Origin of the sequence: Nocardioides marinus (assembly GCF_013408145.1) — a bacterium.
Classification (GTDB): Bacteria; Actinomycetota; Actinomycetes; order Propionibacteriales; family Nocardioidaceae; genus Nocardioides; species Nocardioides marinus.
This window is the reverse complement of the sequence record NZ_JACBZI010000001.1, coordinates 1,700,158-1,717,255: the sequence shown is the minus strand read 5'-3', so window position 1 is coordinate 1,717,255 and position 17,098 is coordinate 1,700,158. Positions and strand designations below refer to the sequence as shown.

Below are 17,098 nucleotides of genomic sequence, written 5' to 3'. Positions count from 1 at the left end.
TGAACGATGCTCATATTCTCCGGGGACTGCTCCCTCCTCCCCCTGGAGTGCCCATGCGCACCGTCCCCCGGAACCTCACCCTGCACGTGCCCCGGCACGTCCTGCGTCTCCTGCTGGTCCTGCTGGTCGCCCTCGTGCTCGGCGTCCCGGGCCTCAGCACCCCTGCCTCCGCTCATGAGGAGCGCGAGTCCGTCTTCCCCGCCGGCGACGGCACGGTCCCGAAGAAGCGATCGCTGAAGCAGGCCTCCGACGTCATCGTGGTCTGCAAGGCCGACTCCAAGAAGCGCATCAAGAAGCTGAAGAGCAAGAAGCTGCGCGCCTTCAACATGCGCCTGCTCAAGAAGTGCGAGCACCGGCACATGCAGGCAGCCGTGGACGCGGTGGAGAAGCGCCGCACCAACATCTACGTCCTGCCGGGCGTGTACCGGGAGCAGCCGAGCTGGGACCCGCCGTGCGCCGATGACTACGACGGCGGGATCGTCGAGTACGACCTCATCGTGTCCTGCGGGGAGGTCGTCAACCTCGTGACGATCGCCGGTGACGACCCGGACGACCCCGACATCAGGTGCGACAACCAGCTGTGCGACCTGCAGATGATGGGCACCGGCGCGAAGCCCCGTGACGTCACTCTCAAGGGCGGATTCCGCGAGGACGGCGACTGGGTCAAGCACAACGGCATCAAGGCCGACCGCGCCGACGGTTTCTACCTGGCCAACATGCGCGGGATGCTCTTCCGCGAGAACGCCTTCTACGTCCACGAGACCGACGGGTACGTCGTGGAGCACTGGGAGGGGTCGCACAACCAGCTCTACGGCATCCTCACCTTCACCTCCGACCACGGTCGGATCTCCGACTGCAACGCCCACCACAACGGCGACTCGGGCGTCTACCCCGGCTCGGCGGCCGACGTGAACTCCCAGAACACCGCCACGGGCCCGTTGACCCGCTACGCGGTGGAGGTCACGCGGTGCAACATCCACCACAACGCGCTGGGCTTCTCCGGCACCGCGGGCAACTCGGTCTACGTCCACAAGAACCGGATCCACCACAACGGCATGGGGTTCATCGTCGAGTCCATCCTCGGTGGGCACCCGGGGATGCCCCAGGACCACGGGTGGTTCGAGAACAACAAGATCTACAGCAACAACGTCAACTACTACGAGAAGTACGTCCACGGTGACGACGCGGCCTGCCAGGAGCGGGTGCCCGAGAAGGTCGGTCACCAGCACGGTGTGGTCTGCCCCGCCTTCGGCTTCCCGGTCGGCACGGGCGGCATCATCGTGGGCAACTACAACTTCGTGAACTCCAACCAGGTCTGGGACAACTGGCGGCAGGGCTTCATGCTCTTCTGGGTCCCGCCGGCGCTGCTGCGCGGCGATTACGACCCGCTGGCCCAGCAGGACAACTCCAACCACAACGCCTTCACCAAGAACGAGCTGGGGTACTCGCCGAAGGGCGAGGTGCTGCCCAACGGCATCGACTTCTACTGGGACGAGGCCGGCCAGGGCAACTGCTGGCAGGACAACCTCACCGCGCCGGGCAAGGAGGTCACGCACAACTACGCGATCGACCTCCCCGACTGCGGCCACCCCTCGCAGTGGCCCATCGGCAACCTCATCAAGACCACCCAGCTGATCCCGTGCGCGACCTACGACCGCTACTCCGAGCCGGACCCGGCCGGGTGCGACTGGCTGGACACCCCGGCCAAGCCCTCGTCCGACGCCGGCGCAGCGGGTGCGGCGGCGGCCGCCCCGTCCCTGGTCGACCAGCCGGGGGCGCCCGCCGCCCTGGTCGCCGTGACCCTGCTCGGCGCGCTCGGCATCCGCCTGGCCGGGGCCCGTCGCCGCCAGCGGGACGCGGCGTGAGCATCCTGGAGCGTCCCCGGCTGCGCAGGGAGACCTCCGCGGAGCCGGGGTCGGAGGAGCCCTCACGTCCGCGACGCCGCAGACGGTGGGTGGCAGGCGCCGTGGGCGTGGTCGCGGCCGGCCTGGTCCTCGCGCCGTACGCCGTCCAGCTCGAGCCCACCACCGCCGCGCTGCCCGAGGACGCGGGCCTGATGGTCCCGGGCTACGGCCCGCACGGGGTCTACGGGCTGGACTACCGCTTCGGTGAGACCGTGACGATGAGCGTGCCGCTGGCGAACGCCTCGGCCGTCCCGTGGCGGATCACGTCCGCGGAGCTCGTGGAGCCGGCGTACCCGCTCCTCGAGCCGGTCGGCGGGACGTTCGAGCCGGTCACCCTCATGCCCTTCGGGGAGGTGTCGGTCGACCTGTCCTTCGAGTACACCAACTGCCGCTACTACCACGAGCGGGCCAACAACACCTACGACCAGGTCCTGGTGACAGGGACGGTCCTGGGCCGCGAGGTCACCCGGACGATCGACCTCACCGTGCCCCTGGTCGTGCACAGCCAGGTCATCATGAACTGCCCCGACCGCACCCTCATCCGCGGGGACGACCGGCGCATCTGAGTCCGCTGCCCACCACGTCGGCGGAGCAGCGGTCTCACCGGGCGGGGGGCGGCGCGTGCGCCGCACCCCGCTGCAGGCCGGGCGCGGACTCGGGGCAGCGGCCACCGGCCTGCAGCCCTCGGGGAGCGATGTCGCGCGGCGCGCGGCGCTCGGTGTCGTAACGGCACCGGGTCGACTGGTCGACCACGAGGTCCACCCGCAGGCTCTCGCCCACCACCTCGCCCACCGTGCCCAGGCCTGGGGCGTACTCGCGCAGCAGCTGGCGCAGGTGCGGGTCGTAGCGCTGCAGCACGCCACCGAGGTCCACGCCGGCCATCAGGAACGCCGGCAGCACCGCGCGCGACTGGTCCACGAGGCCGTCGATCTGCTCGAGGCGCTCTGGCGCCCCGGCGAGCAGCTCGCGCAGCCGTGGGTCGTAGGACTTCAAGAAGGCGGCCGCGCGACGGGCCGAACGTCCGAGCTGCAGCAGGTCGCTGCGTTGGTCGACGACCAGGGACGCCGCGGGCCCGGCGTCGCGCAGCAGGTTCTCGGCCGTGGGCAGCGCGCGCTCCAGCTCGGCCAGCAGCAGGTCGGTCTGGTCCATCAGGCGCCCCAGCTCCTGCCCCGTGCCGGCCACCCCCGCGCTCACCTCGCGCAGGACCCGACCCAGCGCCCGGTCGTCGACCTGGTCGAGGAGGTCGCTGACCGCGACGACGGTGGCACCCAGGCTGGTCGGGAGGTCGCGGACCGAGGCCTGCACCACGTCGCCGTCGCGGAGGAACGATCCGGAGTCGCTGCGCGGCTGGAAGTCGAGGTACTGCTCCCCGACCGGGGACAGGGAGCGGACCCGGACCCGGGAGTCAACGGGGATGCCTCCCGGATCGTCCAGACGGGCCACGGCCCGCACCGTCCCGTCGTCGGTCAGCTCGATGCTGGTCACCCGGCCGACCTTGACGCCGCGGTAGGTCACCGCGGAGCCCTCGAAGAGGCCCCCGGTGGCGGGCATCTGCACCGTGACGCTGGGCGAGCGTCCCGTCACGGGGCGGTCCAGGACGCCACCGAACAGGTAGGCCACCGCCACCACGAGCACGAGGCCCACGCCCACGAGGCTGCGGTAGAGCGGGTCGGTGAGCAGGGTCCTGGCCAGGGCGCCCGGTCGTGTCCGCACCGATGTCACCGCGCACCTCCCGCGCGGCCCTGGCGACCGCCGAGCAGGTCGTTCAGGAGCCCGTCCACCAAGCCCTCCTCGCCGAGGAGCGCCGTCACCAGCCCACCGAGCAGGTCGTCGAGCAGGTCCCCGAGGATCGGCAGGCCGGGCAGTCCGCCCGACAGGGCCGTCAGCCTCAGGTCGAAGGACAGGTTGAGGTAGTCCCCGGGGGCCACGCCGTCCAGCTCCTCGGCGAGGCGGACGAGGGCACGCAGCGAGTCGGCGTACTCCCCGCGGGTCCCGGCGAGGGTCTCGAGCACCGGTCCGGCCTGACGCAGGGCCGAGAGCAGGTCCTCGCGGGTACGGCGCACGGTGTCGTCCGCGACCTCGGCGAAGGACTCGACCTCGGAGAGCAGCCCCACGAGCCGTGGCGTGGAGCGCCGCAGCACCCGCGCGGCCGGCCGGACGTCGCGCAGGACCCCGTTGATGGTCTCGCGCCGCTGGCGCAGCGTCCGTGAGACGGAGTCCAGCGAGCGCAGCGCGCGGTCGACATCCCCCGTGGCCGCGTCGACCTGGTCGAGCACGTCGAGGGTGCGGTCGAGGACGGAGACGGCTGTGTCCTCACGGCCCTCCAGCGCGCCACGCAGCTCCTCGGTGACCGTCTGGAGCTGGGCCAGGCCGCCACCGTTGACCAGCAGCGAGGCCTGGGCCAGTGCGTCCTCGACCGTCGGCGCGGTGCTGGTGTCCTGTGGCGGGAGCCGGGCCCCGTCGGCCAGCGGCGCACCGCGCTCGGCGTTGGTGACGTCGACGAACAGCTCGCCCAGCGGCGTGGTGTACCGCAGGCGCGCCGTGGCTCCCTCCCGCAGCTCCGCCCCGGTCTGGACGAGCATCCGGACCCGCGCCCGGAAGTCCACCACGCTGACGTCCTGGACGCGACCCGAGTCGACGCCGTCGACCTTGACGACCGCCCCGGTCGCGAGGTTCAGCGCCTCGTCGAAGTCCGCCTCCACGACGATCGTCTCGCCCTCGACACCGGTGCCGGGCAGCGGGAGGTCGCCGAGCGTCGTCGAGCACCCCGCGCACGTCATCACGAGGACCAGCACCCCGCTCAGGGCCACGACGATGCGCCTCACGACTCCCCACCTCCCGGGTCAGTGCCGGAGCGCCGCGGCTCGACGACGGCCCGGCCCGAGGGATCGGTCCCGCCGATGACGGCGCACAGGTCCAGGGGCAGCGCGGCACACAGGTCACCGAGGGCGTCGCCCAACGGCAGCAGCGCCGTCGCGGGCAGCCGCACGGTGAGGCGACCGTCGTCCTCGGCACGCTGGAGGTTCTGCAGCGCCAGCGGCATCACGGCCAGCACCTCCTCGAGGTCGGTACGCCGGTCGAGCACCGTCTCCATCAGGCCGGTCGCCGCCCGCATCGAGGACACGATCTCCCCCCGGTTGTCCACCGCGAGCTCCGCCACCAGCGCGACGGCTCGATCGAGGGCGTCCAGGCTCGCCCGGACGTTGCCCCGCTCGCGGTCCAGCAGGGCCGCGGCGTCCGAGACCTGCGACACGAAGCGCCGTACGGTCCGCTGGTTGTCCACGACCGTGCCGACCAGGTCGTCGAGCGCCACCAGGGTCTCGGTGATCTGCTCGCGCTGGGCGGAGACGCCCGCGCCCGCTGCCGAGAGCGACCCGATGGTGTCCTGCAGCAGCGCTCCGTTGCCGCGCAGGGCCAGGTCGGCCGCGTCGATGAAGCGTCGCACCGCAGCGGTGGTCCGCTCGTCACCCCCGATGCCGGTGGCCAACCCCTCGAGCGCCTCCAGGACCTCGTCGAAGTCGACCGGGGTGCGGGTGCGCTCCTCCGCGATCTCGTCGCCGTCCGCCAGGGTCGGCCCCTCGGTCCACACCGGGGTCAGCTCGACGTAGCGGTCGGTGGCCACCGACCGGGCGATCACCGCCGCCACGGCGTCGGCGGGGACCTTGCGGTCGGCGTCGATCTCCAGCTCGACCCGGACCACCTCGCCCGCGGGCTCGATGCTCGCGACCCGCCCGACGGGCACGCCGAGCACGCCGACGTCGTTGCCCTCGAACAGGCCGGCGGAGTCGGGCATCAGGGCAGTGACGCGGATGGTGTCCGACGTCCCCGGCACCACGCCGCACCCGGTGAGGGCGAGGACCAGTCCGAGCAGGAGGGCGGGCAGGATCCCGGTCAGGAGGCTGGTCAGGAGGCGGGTCAGGAGGCTGGGCACCGCCAGCACGCGGGAGGGCCCCCGGGGGCGGGTCCGGGCGCTCATCCGCAGTCCCCGAGGGCGCAGCGCTGGTCGTCCGAGGGCAGGACGGGCGGGCGGGCGTAGAGATCGAGCCAGGGCCCGTTGCCCGCGGCGTTGGCGACGTAGCGCACCGCCGGTGCCAGCGTGCTCAGCAGGGACTGCAACGTCTCGTCCTCCTCGCGCAGGGCGGTCAGGGCCGTGTTGAGGTCCCGCAGCGCGGGCCGCAGGTCGTCGCGGGTGTCCTCCACCAGGCCAGCCAGGGACCGCGAGAGCGCGGTGGTGCGCTCCAGCAGCCGACGGATCGCCTCGCGCCGTGAGGTGACCTCGTCCAGGACGAGGGTCGTCTGCTGCATCAGCGCCAGCACGTCCTCGGAGTCCTCATGGAGCATCGTCGACACGCGCTCCACCGATCCGAGGAGGTCCCCGGTCTGCTCGCTGCGCTCCGCGACCAGGTCGGCGAGCCGCCCGACGCTCTCCAGGGCGGGCGCCACGTCGTCCCCGGCACGTCGCAGGGTGCCGGTGACGGACTCCAGGGCCCGGGCCAGGCCCGGTGCGTCGAGCTCTCCGAGGGTGTCGGTGCCCTGCTCCAGCACGTCCTCGAGGTTGAAGGGCACCGAGGTCCGCTCCAGGGCGATGGTGTCGTCCGCCAACGACCCGGACCCCCGTGGTGTGACCTGCAGGTAGTGGGTGCCGAGCAGCGTGGCCACCTTGACCTCGGCGGTGGTGAGCTCGCCGAGCCGGATGTCGTCGGCCACGGTGAAGCGGACCTCCACGTCGGTGTCGCGCAGCTCGACCGCCCGCACCTCGCCGACGACGACACCCGCGACCTGCACGCTCTCGCCCTCCCTGAGCCCCGCGGTCTGCGAGAGCACGGCCGAGTAGGTCGTGGTGCCGAACGACAGCACGCTGAGCAGCACGACGACCACGGCCAGGGCGGCCAGGCCGGCCAGTGCGACCAGCCCGACGGCGTACGGGCTGCGCTCCTCCAGCGGCTTCATCGGCACGCCTCCGACCAGGGACCGTCGCCACCGACAGGGTTCAGCGAGGCCGGGCCGAGGCTGACGAGGAAGGAGCAGAGGTAGATGTTGAGGGCGTTCTCGTAGGACGTGACGCGACCCAGCGTCCCCGCGGTGGACTCGAACGAGCCCAGTGCAGCCGCCAGCTCGTCGGTGGTGCCGGCGAGCAGCGATCCCGCCGCCCTGAGCTGGCGTACGGTCTCGGTGGCCGGCTCCCGGGCGTCCTCGAGCAGGCCGGTCGTGGCCTCGACGAGGCTCCCGACGCCGTCGATCGACCGGCCGATGCTCCGGCGCTCCCTGGCCAGGCCCGTCATCAGCGTCCGCAGGTCGTCCACGGCCCCGGTGAACTGCTCGTCCTGGCGCTCGAGGTTGCCCAGCACCGGGGTCAGGTTGTCGAGGACACGGCCGATCAGCTGGTCCCGGTTCGCGACGAAGGTGCTGATGCGGGTCGTCTGCTGCAGCAGCTGCTCGACGGTGCCCCCCTCGCCCTGCAGGACGCGGACCACCGAGGTGGCCAGCGCGTTCACGTCGGCGGGCTCGAGGACCTCGAAGAGCGGCCGGAAGCCGTTGAGCAGCTCGGTCAGGTCGAAGCCCGGGCTGGTCCGCGAGACCGGCACGGTCTCCCCCGGCTCCAGCTCGCGCCCCCGGGACCGGCCCTGCTCGAGGGAGAGGTACCGCTGGCCGATGAGGTTCTGGTAGCGCATCACCAGCCGGGTGTCCTCCAGCAGGGGCTGCTGCGTCGCGAGCTCGAAGTCGACCGCGGCACCGTCGTCGGAGACCTCGATGCCGGAGACACGGCCCACCCGGACGCCGGCGACCTTCACGTCGTCACCCACCCGCAGCCCGCTGACGTCGCGGAACTGGGCGGTGAAGGCCCGGTTGTCGTCGGCCAGGCCGTTGCGCATCGTGTTGACCAGCAGCACGAGCAGCAGCAGCGAGACGAGCGCGAAGAGACCGAAGCGCACCGCCGTGAGGCGCACCTCCTTGGTCGCGGCACTCATGGGGCACCTCCGTAGCGGGGTCGGTCCGCGGGCGTGTAGTAGTCCGGAGCATCGAGCCGGAGCAGGGCGTCGACCCGCACGAAGCCCTCCCGCACCGCGCCCGCGACGATGTCGGCGAGGGCGAGGTTGGTCTCTATCGCCGCCGCGATCCCCGCCTCGCGGTGGTCGTAGACGGCATCGACGGTGCGGGCTACCCCCTCCAGCCACTCCACCAGCGCCTCCTGGTCGTCGCCGAGCAGGGCGCGCGCGTGCCGGGCGACCCGGCTGCCGCCCCGCAGGACCTCGGCGAGCTGCTCCTGCTGCGACGCGATGGTGCGCAGGGTCGTGCGTGAGTCCTCGGCCGCGCCGAGCAGCTGCGGCGCCACCTGGTCGACCACCTCGAGGGCGTCCGCGAGGACGGCGAGGTCGCTGCGCAGCAGCGGCAGGAGGGGGCGCAGCCGCGCCAGGTAGGAGTCCAGCGACTCCAGCAGGTCACCGAGCTGCGCACCGCGGCCGTCGAGCGCGTCGGCGACGGCGCCGATGGCGGACGCGAGCTCGGCGGGCCCGAGCGCGCTGACGAGGCGGTCGATGTCGTCGAGGGCCTGCTGCAGCTCGATCGTGTCCTGCTCGGTGTCGGCCGGGATCACGGCACCGGGTCGCAGGGAACCCGCGTCCGGCTCCTCGTGCAGAGCGAGGTCGACGTACGTCGTGCCGAAGACGGTCGCCGGCAGCACGCGGGAGACCACGTTGGCCGGGACTCGGGCCAGGGCTTCCTCCGGCACGCGCAGCTCCAGCCGCACGTCGCCCCCGTCGTCGCGGACGATCCTCTCGACGCGGCCCACGATGACCCCGCGGACCTTGACGTCCGCACCGGGGCGCAGCGCACCGCCGGCATCGGCCACGACGGTGGAGATCGCCGGGTCACCACCCCACGAGCCGGTCACGCGCAGGTAGCCGGCGCCGAGGCCCAGGCTGATGACGAGCAGTACCAGCAGACCGCGCAGCGCGAGGTCGGAGCGTCGCGGTTCGCGACGTGGACGGTCAGCCACCTCCCATCACCCGCTCACCCGGAACCCGGGGTCGCCACCCCAGAAGAGCAGGGTCATCACCATGTCGAGCACGACGACGACCACGATGCTGGCCCGGATCGCGGCCCCGGTCGCCTCTCCGACCGCCTGGGGGCCGCCGGAGACCTTGAAGCCGTACCAGCAGTGGATGAGGCAGACCATGATCGCGAAGACGAGGATCTTGACCACCGACAAGAAGACGTCGCGTCCCTGGATGAAGGTCGAGAAGTAGTGGTCGTACTGGCCCGGGGACTGCCCGAAGAGCAGGACGACGGAGGCCTCGGAGGCCAGGTAGGAGCCGATCAGCCCGATGAGGTAGAGCGGGAGTATGGCGATCATGCAGGCGATGACCCGGGTCGTCACCAGGTAGCGCATGGAGCTGACCGCCATGACCTCCAGCGCGTCGACCTCCTCATGGATGCGCATGGAGCCGAGCTGTGCGGTGAAGCGACAGCCGACCTGGGCCGCCAGCGCCAGGGCGGCGATGAGCGGCGCCAGCTCACGGGTGTTGGCGCTCGCCGAGACGAACCCCGTCAGCGGGGAGAGGCTGACGATCTCCAGGCCGTTGAAGCCCTCGATGCCCAGCGACGTGCCGGCGGAGATGGACAGCAGCACCATCACGCCGATGGTCCCACCGCCGACGATCAGGGCACCGCTGCCCCAGGCGACGTCCTTGAGCTGGCGCAGCGTCTCGCGCAGGTACAACCGCAGCGTCGCCGGGACGGCGAGCAACGTGTGCCACGAGAAGGTGGCGAACGAGCCGAGCTGCGCGGCGGCGGAGACCGCCCCACCGGCGAGCGCGCCCGGGCCCCTCATGCCACCCCCTGTGGCACGAGCATCACGTAGGCCTGCGTGATGCCCACGTTGACCACGGCCAGCAGGATCACGCTGAGCACCACCGACTGGTTCACCGCGTCGGCGACACCCTTGGGCCCACCGGACGCCGAGAGCCCCTTGTGGCTGGCCACGATGGTGGCGACGAAGCCGAAGATGAGCGCCTTGAGCTCGGCGAGGACGAGGTCGGTCGGCTGGCTGAAGGAGACGAAGGAGTCGAGGTAGGCACCGGCGGAGATGCTGCCGCCGCCGACGTTCATGACGAACGCCGTGAGCAGCGCCGTCATGGCCACGACCACGGTCAGGAGCATGGCCACCAGGAGCGCCGCGACCAGGCGGGGCGCCACCAGGCGCTGGACCGGCGAGATGCCCATGACCTTGAGCGCGTCGATCTCCTCGCGGACCGTGCGGGCCCCGAGGTCGGAGCAGATGGCCGACCCCACGGCGCCGGCGATCATCAAGGAGGTGACCAGGGGCGCGCCCTGGCGCAGCACCCCGATGCCGTTGACGGCACCGGAGAACGACGTCGCCCCGATCTGCGCGGCCACCGCGCCGATCTGCACCGAGGTGATGACCCCGAAGGGGATGGCCACCAGGATCGTGGGCAGCAGCGAGACCCGCGTCATGAACCAGGCCTGGAGCACGAACTCGGACCAGGAGAAGCGTCCCCTGACGATGTCGCTGACGGCGTAGCCGGTCGCGGACGCGGCGAGCAGGACCAGGTGTCCGGTCGTCACGATGCCCGCACGCCACCGTCCGCGCATGCCGGCCACGACCCCGATCAGCGGCCGGCGCGACCCGGCCGTCAGGGCACCGCTCACCGCCCGGTCTCCACCGTGGGTCCCATGCGCCCGCTCCTGGTCGTCGCCGAGCTGTCGCCAACCCGCAAGTGAGTGTGTCGTGGTGTAACAGGTATCACACGTCGCGGGCGATGACGAGACGCAGGTCACGACCTGACCGGACCGGTCCGGCGTTGTCCGGCGGTACTAGGTTGTCCCCGTGATGGCGAGGACCTGGCCCGACCGGTGGCTACGGGTGCTCCGCCGCACGCTGCTCACCGTCGTGGGCGTGCAGTTCGGGCTGGCCATGGCGATGACGCTGGTCGACTCCTACCGCCGGCGCGGGAAGAAGCCGGGCGAGTTCCCGGTGACCCCGCCGGCGCAGGTGCCCATCGGCGAGAGCACGGTGACGACGTACACCTACGGTCAGCATCTCTACGACGACATGCTGGCCGCCATCGAGGGGGCGCAGAAGCAGATCCTCTTCGAGACCTACATCTGGAAGGGCGACGCCACCGGCGAGCGGTTCAAGCAGGCCCTCGCCGACGCCGCAGCCCGCGGCGTCGAGGTGTACTGCATCTACGACGGCTTCGCGAACCTCGTGGTCTCCCCGGTCTTCAAGCGCTTCCCCCGCGCCATGAAGGTGCTGCGCTTCCCCGTCTACTCCGCCGGGCTGCGCTTCTTCGACCTGCGCCGCTACGGCCGGGACCACCGCAAGATCCTGGTGGTCGACTCCGAGATCGGCTTCGTCGGCGGGTTCAACATCGGCGACGCCTACGCCACGGAGTGGCGCGACACCCACGTGCGCATCACCGGGCCCGGGGTCTGGGACCTCCAGCGGGCGGTGGCCGACTTCTGGAACCTGCACCGTCGACGCCGGCTGCGACCCAGCGAGCGACCGCTGCTGCTGGAGACCGCCTCGGACTGGGAGCCCCGGATCCGGATCCAGCGCAACGTGCCCCGACTGTGGATGTTCCCCATCCGCTCGATGTACCTCGAGGCCATCAACCGCGCCAGCCGCAACATCTGGATCACCACCGCCTACTTCCTGCCCGACCAGGACTTCGTCGACGCCCTGAAGGACGCAGCGGCGCGTGGTGTGGACGTGCGGCTCCTGGTCCCGTTGAAGTCCAACCACATCGTGGCCGACTGGGTCTCGCGCGGGTACTTCTCCCAGCTGCTCGAGTCCGGCGTGCGCATCCTGCGCTACCGCGACGCGATGGTGCACGCCAAGACGGCGACGGTCGACGGCACGTGGACCACGGTGGGGACGGCCAACATCGACCGCCTTAGCCTGTCGGGCAACTACGAGATCAACGTCGAGGTCATCGACGCCGGTCTGGCCCGCCAGATGGAGGAGGTCTTCCGCGTCGACCAGTCGCACTGCCTGGAGCTCACCGTCGGTGAGTGGGAGGCCCGTGACCTGCACCGCAAGTTCACCGAGTTCGTCCTGGCCCCGCTGCGTCCGCTGCTGTGATCACGCCCGCGCCAGCGGGCGTGGTCGTCGGTGGTCGAGCAGCGACCGCGACCGAGCCTGCGAGGGCGCGACGGAGCGTGTCGAGACCCGGTGAGGTGCCCACCCACCGTGCCGACGCTCAGGACTTCGGGATGTCCAGCACCGAGGCGAGCTGCAGCGCCTTGGCCTTGTCGCCCCGGACCTTGAGCTGACCACGCAGGACACCGGTGACCGCGGAGAGGTGGCCGGTGGCCAGGCGCAGGAAGTCGTAGCCCTCACAGGTGATCGTGGCGTCACGGGGCCCGCCGGCGTCCCCGGGCTCCACCTTGCACGCGCCGTGGTCGACGCGCACGACGTAGCGCTCGGGCTCGTCACCGGGACCGCCGAGCAGCCGGAACCCGACGGTGAGGTCGGCCTTCGCTGCGCGACGCGGGCTCACGAAGTCGGGGAGGCGACGGAAGATCTCCTCGAGCACCACCGGGCGGAACCCGCCCGCCATCACCTCGCGCAGGTGCTCGACGGGGACGCCGGTCAGCGCCCGGGCCACGTCGACGGGGTCCAGCGCGGTCGGGTCGACAGCGACCTCGTCGGTGCCGGGGATGGTGAAGAGACCGCCGACGGCCAGCGCGAGGGCGGCGTCGCCCTCGACGTGCAGCCGCCCGGCGAGGAAGTCCAGCGCGGCGTTGCCCTGCCCGCTGACGAGACGGACGAAGCCGACGACCGTCGTGCCGAGCACGACGTCGCTGGCCGCCGAGGCGGGTACGTCGGTGCCCACCGTGATCGTGCCGGAGCCGATCCGCAGGAGGTGGTGCCCCAGGCGCGCGTCGTCACGGGTGAGGTCGATGCGCACGGTGCCGCCGAGGGCAGCGAGCCGGTCGGGGTCGGCGTACTCGTGCAGACGCGACAGCACGCCCCGCACGGCGGGCAACCGGATCTCGTCGCGGGCGACCAGGGCGCGCAGCTCCTCGTCGCCGGTGCGCCGCAGCGCCTCGACGAGTGCCTCGGCGTCGGTGTCGGCGAAGAAGCCGGTGGCCTCCTCGGAGGTGGCGCCGTGCAGGACGTCGAGAGTTACCTGTGTCACAGCGTCACGATAACCGCCCCGGGCCCCCGCCGCGCGTGACTCGCGCGGGAAGGTGCGTGCGCGGCGCCATCCGCGGCCCGTGCCGGGGCCGGTGCAGGCCGGCCAGGCCGATCAGGAGCGGCACCCGGCCGCGGTGCGGCCGCCAGGGCTCGAGGTAGGCCCGCATCTCCTCGTCGTCGAAGGGGGTGCCGGTCAGCGCCCAGCCGACGTCCTTGGCGACGTGGTAGTCGCCGAAGCTCACCGCATCGGGGTCACCGAGCGCCCGCTGGCGCACCTCGGCACTGGTCCACTCCCCGACCCCGGGCAGGCTGCGCAGCCGCCGGTCGGCCTCCGCGGGGTCGAGCCCGGCCAGGCGCTCGAGGGAGTCCGCGACCCGGGCGGCGGTGACGATCGTGCGCGAGCGGGCGTGGTCGACGTGCATGCGCAGCCACTCCCAGGACGCGATGGTGCGCAGCGTGCCGGCGTCGGGCTGGACCCGCAGCCCGAGGTCGCGGCCGGGGCCGGGCGCCGGCTCACCGAAGCGGTGCACCAGCATCCGGAAGCCCGCGAAGGCCTCCTGCCCGGTGACCTTCTGCTCGATGATCGCCGGGACCAGCGCCTCCATCACCAGACCGGTGCGCCCCCTGCGCACGTGGGGATGCCGGCGCCGCGCCTCGGCGAGCACCGGGTGCCGCGGCTCGAAGCCGCTCCAGTCGTCGTGGGCACCGAGCAGGCCCGGCAGCGACTCCAGCACCCAGTCCGCACCCTGGCCCCAGGCGGAGGCGCGCACCTCGCCGGTCGAGGGGTCCGACCCGACCCGGAGCGTGGCCGGGCCCTCGGGGGTGCGGGTGCCCCGCCAGACGCGTCCGGCGTCGTCGATGCGGAACGTGGGGTCGCCCGCGCCCCGACGCAGGGGGCGCAGCGGCCCGATGACCGAGCAGGGCCAGTCAGGGCGCCAGGTGCGCCGCCGCTCCGCCTCGGTGCCCGTCACCCGGTCGACGCTAGCCGACGGCACCGACCGCGGCCTCCAGCCGGACCGGGATGCCGTTGAGCCGCGCCATCCCGGCGAGGAACTCCACGTCCTCGACGCGCGCCGAAGCCAGCTCGTTGGTGTTCGCGCCCCCCGCGGCGTTCGCCACCGACCAGCCGGCGTCGTGACCCCAGCCGTGCGGGCAGGCGATCGTCCCGCGACGCACCTCGTCGGTGAGCTGGGCGACGGTCTCGATCACCCCCACCGCCGAGCGGATCCGCACGAGGTCGCCGTCGGCCACACCCGCCTCGGCTGCGTCATCGGGGTGGATCCGGGCAGTGTGGCGGCGGTTGCGCCCCTTCATCAGCGTCGGGCTGTTGTGCATCCAGGAGTTCTGCGAGCGCATCTCCCGCAGGCCGATCATCTTCAGCGGGTACGCCGGGTCCGTCTCGACCTCGAGCGCGGAGCGCAGCCGGTCCCACTCGGCCGCGAGCTGGCCGGGGGCGAGGTCGACCTTCCCGTGCGGGTGCCGCACGACCTCGGCGAGCCGGCCGCCGCTCGCGGGCGGGAGCATCACGCCGTGTCGCTCGGCCCTGAGCCGCTTCAGGCTCAGGCCGCCGCGGCGCAGACCGAAGCGGTCGCCGTGCGGGCCGGTGCGCAGGAGCAGGTCGACCAGCGTCCACGGGGTCGTCCGGGCACCGGCGCGCCGCGCGAGGGCCCGCAGCGGGCGGGTCAGCGTGGCGGCCCACGCCGGGAGGAACAGCGAGATGCCCGCGCGCCGGGCGATCTCGTCGAAGACCTCCCACTCCTGGCGCGCCTCGCCGGCCGGCTCGAGCACGGCCGGCGTGTGCTGGACGTGCGGCCAGGGGCTGGACGCCACGATCGCGAACGGCACGTCCTCGCGCTCCAGCCAGGTCGTCGCGGGCAGGACGTAGTCGGCGTGCCGGTTGGTCTCGTTGACGTAGAGGTCGAGCGCGACCATCAGGTCCAGCTGCTCCAGCGCCGCCGCGAGGCCGGGTCCGTCGACGCTGCTCAGCACCGGGTTGCCGGCCAGCACGAAGAGCGCCCGCAGCTGCCCCTCGCCTGGCGTGGTGATCTCGTCGGCCATGATCGCCGCCGGCCAGGTGCCCATCACGTCGGGGAACCCGCCGATCCGGCTGCGCTGCGCGTCGTAGGTCAGCCGGCCGGCTCTCTCGGCGGTCTCCTCGAACGGCACCACGGCCTGGCCGAGCAGCACCCCGCCCTCGCGGTCGAGGTTGCCGGTCACCAGCGCGAGCGCGTCGATCAGGACGCTCACCAGCGTGGCGTGCTGCCCCAGGCAGGTGCCGGTGCGGCCGTAGACGGCGGCGCGGGGCGCGGCGGCCAGGTCGCGGGCGAGCGCTCGGACGACGCCCGGCTCGATCCCTGTCCGTGTGGCCGTGGCCTCAGGGGTGAAGGGAGCCACGGCCGCGAGCAGCGTCTCGGCTCCCACCGCCTGTCGGGCGACGGCCTCCCCGTCGACCAGACCCTCCTCGTCGAGCACCTGGATCAGCGAGGCCAGGAGATACGCGTCGCCGTCGGGCTCGATCGAGACGTGCTCGAACGCCCTGGCGGTCTCGCTGCGCCGCGGGTCGACCACGACCACGCGGCCGCCGCCGGCCACGATGGCCGACAGGTGCTCCTTCACGCGCGGAGCACGCACCCCGCTGGCCCGCGAGACCAGCGGGTTGGCGCCGAGCACCAGCAGCAGGTCGGTACCCCGCAGGTCGGGGAACGGCACCTGCGAGATCGACCCGTAGAGCAGCTTGCTGGCGACGTACCGGCTGTTGATGTCCTGGCTGCCCACGGAGTACTGGTGGCCGGTGCCGAGCGCGCTCATCAGCGCGCCCGCCCACAGGGTGCCGGTGATGTTGAAGCCGACCGGGTTGCCGAAGAACTGTCCGACAGAGCCGCCGCCGTGGGTGTCGACCAGGGTCCGCAGGCGTGCGGCGATGTCGTCGAGCGCCTCCTCCCAGGAGACCTGCTCGAAGTCACCGGGCGCCCCGCCGGGCACCCGCCGCAGCGGGTGCAGCACCCGATCGGGGTCGTGCTGGACCTCGGGGAAGGCCAGCCCCTTGGGACAGGCGTAGCCCCGGCTGAGCGGGTGCTCGTCGTCGGCTCTGAGCGACACCAGCCGCCCGTCCTCGACGGTGGCGACCATCCCGCACAGGGGCTCGCAGAGGCGGCAGTAGGTGGACACGGTGGTCTGGGTCACCCGGACATGGTGGAACACGTTCTAGTCCTGCGCCTAGTGTTCGGCGCATGGTCCTGCAGATCGATGACGACAACCGGGTGCGCACGCTGACCCTCGACCGGCCCGAGGCGCTCAACGCCTTCAACATCGCGTTGTACGACGCCACGGCGCGTGCCCTGCGCGAGGCCGCCGAGGATCCCGGGGTCGCGGTGGTGCTGCTCACCGGCAACGGTCGCGGGTTCAGCGCGGGCACCGACCTGCTCGAGATGGCCCGGATCGCGGCGGACCCCGACTTCGACCAGGGCGAGGGCGGCTTCACCAACCTCGTCGACGCCCTCGTGGACTTCCCCAAGCCGCTCGTCATCGCCGTCAACGGGGTGGGCCTGGGCATCGGCTGCACGATCCTGGGTTTCGCCGACGTGGCGTTCATGTCCACGACCGCGAGGCTGAAGTGCCCGTTCACGAGCCTGGGCGTGGCACCCGAGGCCGCCTCGTCCTACCTGTTGCCGCTCCTGCTCGGACGGCAGGCCGCGTCGTGGCTGCTGATGTCCGCGGAGTGGTTCGGCGCCGAGGAGGCACGGGAGATGGGGCTGGTGCGCGGCGTCTGCGAGCCCGACGACCTGCTGCCGACGGCGCGACGCCACGCGGGGCTGCTCGCCACCAAGCCGATCTCCAGCCTGGTCGCCGTCAAGCGCACCATCATCGAGCCGCTGCGCGCGGGGATCGACGCGGCCCGGGAGCGGGAGAACGCGGCCTTCGCCGCGCTGATGGGTGGCCCGGCGAACACCGAGGCGCTGGCCGCGTTCGCCGAGGGCAGGGAGGCCGACTTCACCTCCCTGCCACCCGGCTGGTGACGCTGGGCCCGACG

15 protein-coding genes are annotated in these 17,098 nt (G+C 72.4%); 4 read left to right on the top strand and 11 right to left on the bottom strand.

The features are described 5' to 3' along the window. Positions 1 to 53 precede the first annotated feature (53 nt). Both BKA05_RS08140 and BKA05_RS08135 read left to right on the top strand, forming a co-directional pair. The gene (locus tag BKA05_RS08140) at positions 54 to 1,865 is read left to right on the top strand and encodes a right-handed parallel beta-helix repeat-containing protein (RefSeq protein ID WP_179530988.1); all 1,812 of its coding nucleotides are present in this window, start codon (positions 54 to 56) and stop codon (positions 1,863 to 1,865) included. Continuing rightward, on the top strand, positions 1,862 to 2,470 hold the full coding sequence (locus BKA05_RS08135; RefSeq protein WP_179530987.1) for a hypothetical protein: 609 nt from the start codon (positions 1,862 to 1,864) through the stop codon (positions 2,468 to 2,470). The genes BKA05_RS08140 and BKA05_RS08135 overlap by 4 nt, the downstream gene beginning before the upstream one ends. A gap of 34 nt (positions 2,471 to 2,504) precedes the next feature. On the opposite strand, the gene BKA05_RS08130 is transcribed toward BKA05_RS08135, so the two are convergent. The 8 genes from BKA05_RS08130 to BKA05_RS08095 are packed head-to-tail and all read right to left on the bottom strand — an operon-like array spanning position 2,505 to position 10,574. Beyond that, positions 2,505 to 3,617 (bottom strand): MCE family protein, encoded by a 1,113-nt coding sequence (locus tag BKA05_RS08130; protein ID WP_179530986.1) that lies wholly within the window; start codon positions 3,615 to 3,617, stop codon positions 2,505 to 2,507. 5 nt (positions 3,618 to 3,622) lie between these two features. Beyond that, on the bottom strand, positions 3,623 to 4,729 hold the full coding sequence (locus tag BKA05_RS08125; protein ID WP_179530985.1) for an MCE family protein: 1,107 nt from the start codon (positions 4,727 to 4,729) through the stop codon (positions 3,623 to 3,625). After that, the gene (locus BKA05_RS08120; RefSeq protein ID WP_179530984.1) at positions 4,726 to 5,880 is read right to left on the bottom strand and encodes an MCE family protein; all 1,155 of its coding nucleotides are present in this window, start codon (positions 5,878 to 5,880) and stop codon (positions 4,726 to 4,728) included. The genes BKA05_RS08125 and BKA05_RS08120 overlap by 4 nt, the downstream gene beginning before the upstream one ends. Then, entirely contained in the window at positions 5,877 to 6,854 is a 978-nt protein-coding gene (locus BKA05_RS08115) for an MCE family protein (RefSeq protein ID WP_179530983.1), read from the bottom strand. The genes BKA05_RS08120 and BKA05_RS08115 overlap by 4 nt, the downstream gene beginning before the upstream one ends. Beyond that, positions 6,851 to 7,873, bottom strand: coding sequence for an MCE family protein (locus BKA05_RS08110; RefSeq protein WP_179530982.1), 1,023 nt, complete (start codon positions 7,871 to 7,873; stop codon positions 6,851 to 6,853). Before BKA05_RS08110 ends, BKA05_RS08115 begins: the two co-directional genes overlap by 4 nt. After that, entirely contained in the window at positions 7,870 to 8,901 is a 1,032-nt protein-coding gene (locus BKA05_RS08105) for an MCE family protein (protein ID WP_179530981.1), read from the bottom strand. Before BKA05_RS08105 ends, BKA05_RS08110 begins: the two co-directional genes overlap by 4 nt. A gap of 6 nt (positions 8,902 to 8,907) precedes the next feature. Continuing rightward, positions 8,908 to 9,735, bottom strand: coding sequence for an MlaE family ABC transporter permease (locus BKA05_RS08100; RefSeq protein WP_179530980.1), 828 nt, complete (start codon positions 9,733 to 9,735; stop codon positions 8,908 to 8,910). Then, the gene (locus BKA05_RS08095) at positions 9,732 to 10,574 is read right to left on the bottom strand and encodes an MlaE family ABC transporter permease (RefSeq protein ID WP_343045571.1); all 843 of its coding nucleotides are present in this window, start codon (positions 10,572 to 10,574) and stop codon (positions 9,732 to 9,734) included. The genes BKA05_RS08100 and BKA05_RS08095 overlap by 4 nt, the downstream gene beginning before the upstream one ends. A 181-nt stretch (positions 10,575 to 10,755) precedes the next feature. On the opposite strand from BKA05_RS08095, the gene BKA05_RS08090 reads away from it, so the two are divergent. Then, positions 10,756 to 12,009: a phospholipase D-like domain-containing protein gene (locus tag BKA05_RS08090; RefSeq protein WP_179533059.1), complete on the top strand. Its 1,254-nt coding sequence runs from the start codon at positions 10,756 to 10,758 to the stop codon at positions 12,007 to 12,009. A gap of 118 nt (positions 12,010 to 12,127) precedes the next feature. Here BKA05_RS08090 and BKA05_RS08085 read toward each other — a convergent pair whose 3' ends face one another. The 3 genes from BKA05_RS08085 to BKA05_RS20260 are packed head-to-tail and all read right to left on the bottom strand — an operon-like array spanning position 12,128 to position 16,251. After that, positions 12,128 to 13,069 carry an SCP2 sterol-binding domain-containing protein gene (locus tag BKA05_RS08085; protein ID WP_179530979.1) on the bottom strand — a complete coding sequence of 314 codons (942 nt, stop codon included), beginning with the start codon at positions 13,067 to 13,069 and terminating at the stop codon, positions 12,128 to 12,130. A 4-nt stretch (positions 13,070 to 13,073) separates the two neighbouring features. Further along, on the bottom strand, positions 13,074 to 14,039 hold the full coding sequence (locus tag BKA05_RS08080; RefSeq protein WP_343045570.1) for a DNA-3-methyladenine glycosylase family protein: 966 nt from the start codon (positions 14,037 to 14,039) through the stop codon (positions 13,074 to 13,076). Positions 14,040 to 14,049: 10 nt separating this feature from the next. Continuing rightward, positions 14,050 to 16,251: a molybdopterin-dependent oxidoreductase gene (locus BKA05_RS20260; protein ID WP_179530978.1), complete on the bottom strand. Its 2,202-nt coding sequence runs from the start codon at positions 16,249 to 16,251 to the stop codon at positions 14,050 to 14,052. A gap of 47 nt (positions 16,252 to 16,298) precedes the next feature. Here BKA05_RS20260 and BKA05_RS08070 point away from each other — a divergent pair, with 47 nt between their 5' ends. Beyond that, positions 16,299 to 17,084: an enoyl-CoA hydratase/isomerase family protein gene (locus BKA05_RS08070; protein ID WP_179530977.1), complete on the top strand. Its 786-nt coding sequence runs from the start codon at positions 16,299 to 16,301 to the stop codon at positions 17,082 to 17,084. Positions 17,085 to 17,098 lie beyond the last annotated feature (14 nt).

What these genes read in the sequence shown, in the direction of transcription:
- BKA05_RS08115 (WP_179530983.1), bottom strand. Translation starts at nt 6,854, where the DNA reads ATGAAGCCGCTGGAGGAGCGCAGCCCGTACGCCGTCGGGCTGGTCGCA.
- BKA05_RS08070 (WP_179530977.1), top strand. Translation starts at nt 16,299, where the DNA reads ATGGTCCTGCAGATCGATGACGACAACCGGGTGCGCACGCTGACCCTC.
- BKA05_RS08140 (WP_179530988.1), top strand. Translation starts at nt 54, where the DNA reads ATGCGCACCGTCCCCCGGAACCTCACCCTGCACGTGCCCCGGCACGTC.
- BKA05_RS08110 (WP_179530982.1), bottom strand. Translation starts at nt 7,873, where the DNA reads ATGAGTGCCGCGACCAAGGAGGTGCGCCTCACGGCGGTGCGCTTCGGT.
- BKA05_RS08120 (WP_179530984.1), bottom strand. Translation starts at nt 5,880, where the DNA reads ATGAGCGCCCGGACCCGCCCCCGGGGGCCCTCCCGCGTGCTGGCGGTG.
- BKA05_RS08100 (WP_179530980.1), bottom strand. Translation starts at nt 9,735, where the DNA reads ATGAGGGGCCCGGGCGCGCTCGCCGGTGGGGCGGTCTCCGCCGCCGCG.
- BKA05_RS08090 (WP_179533059.1), top strand. Translation starts at nt 10,756, where the DNA reads ATGGCGAGGACCTGGCCCGACCGGTGGCTACGGGTGCTCCGCCGCACG.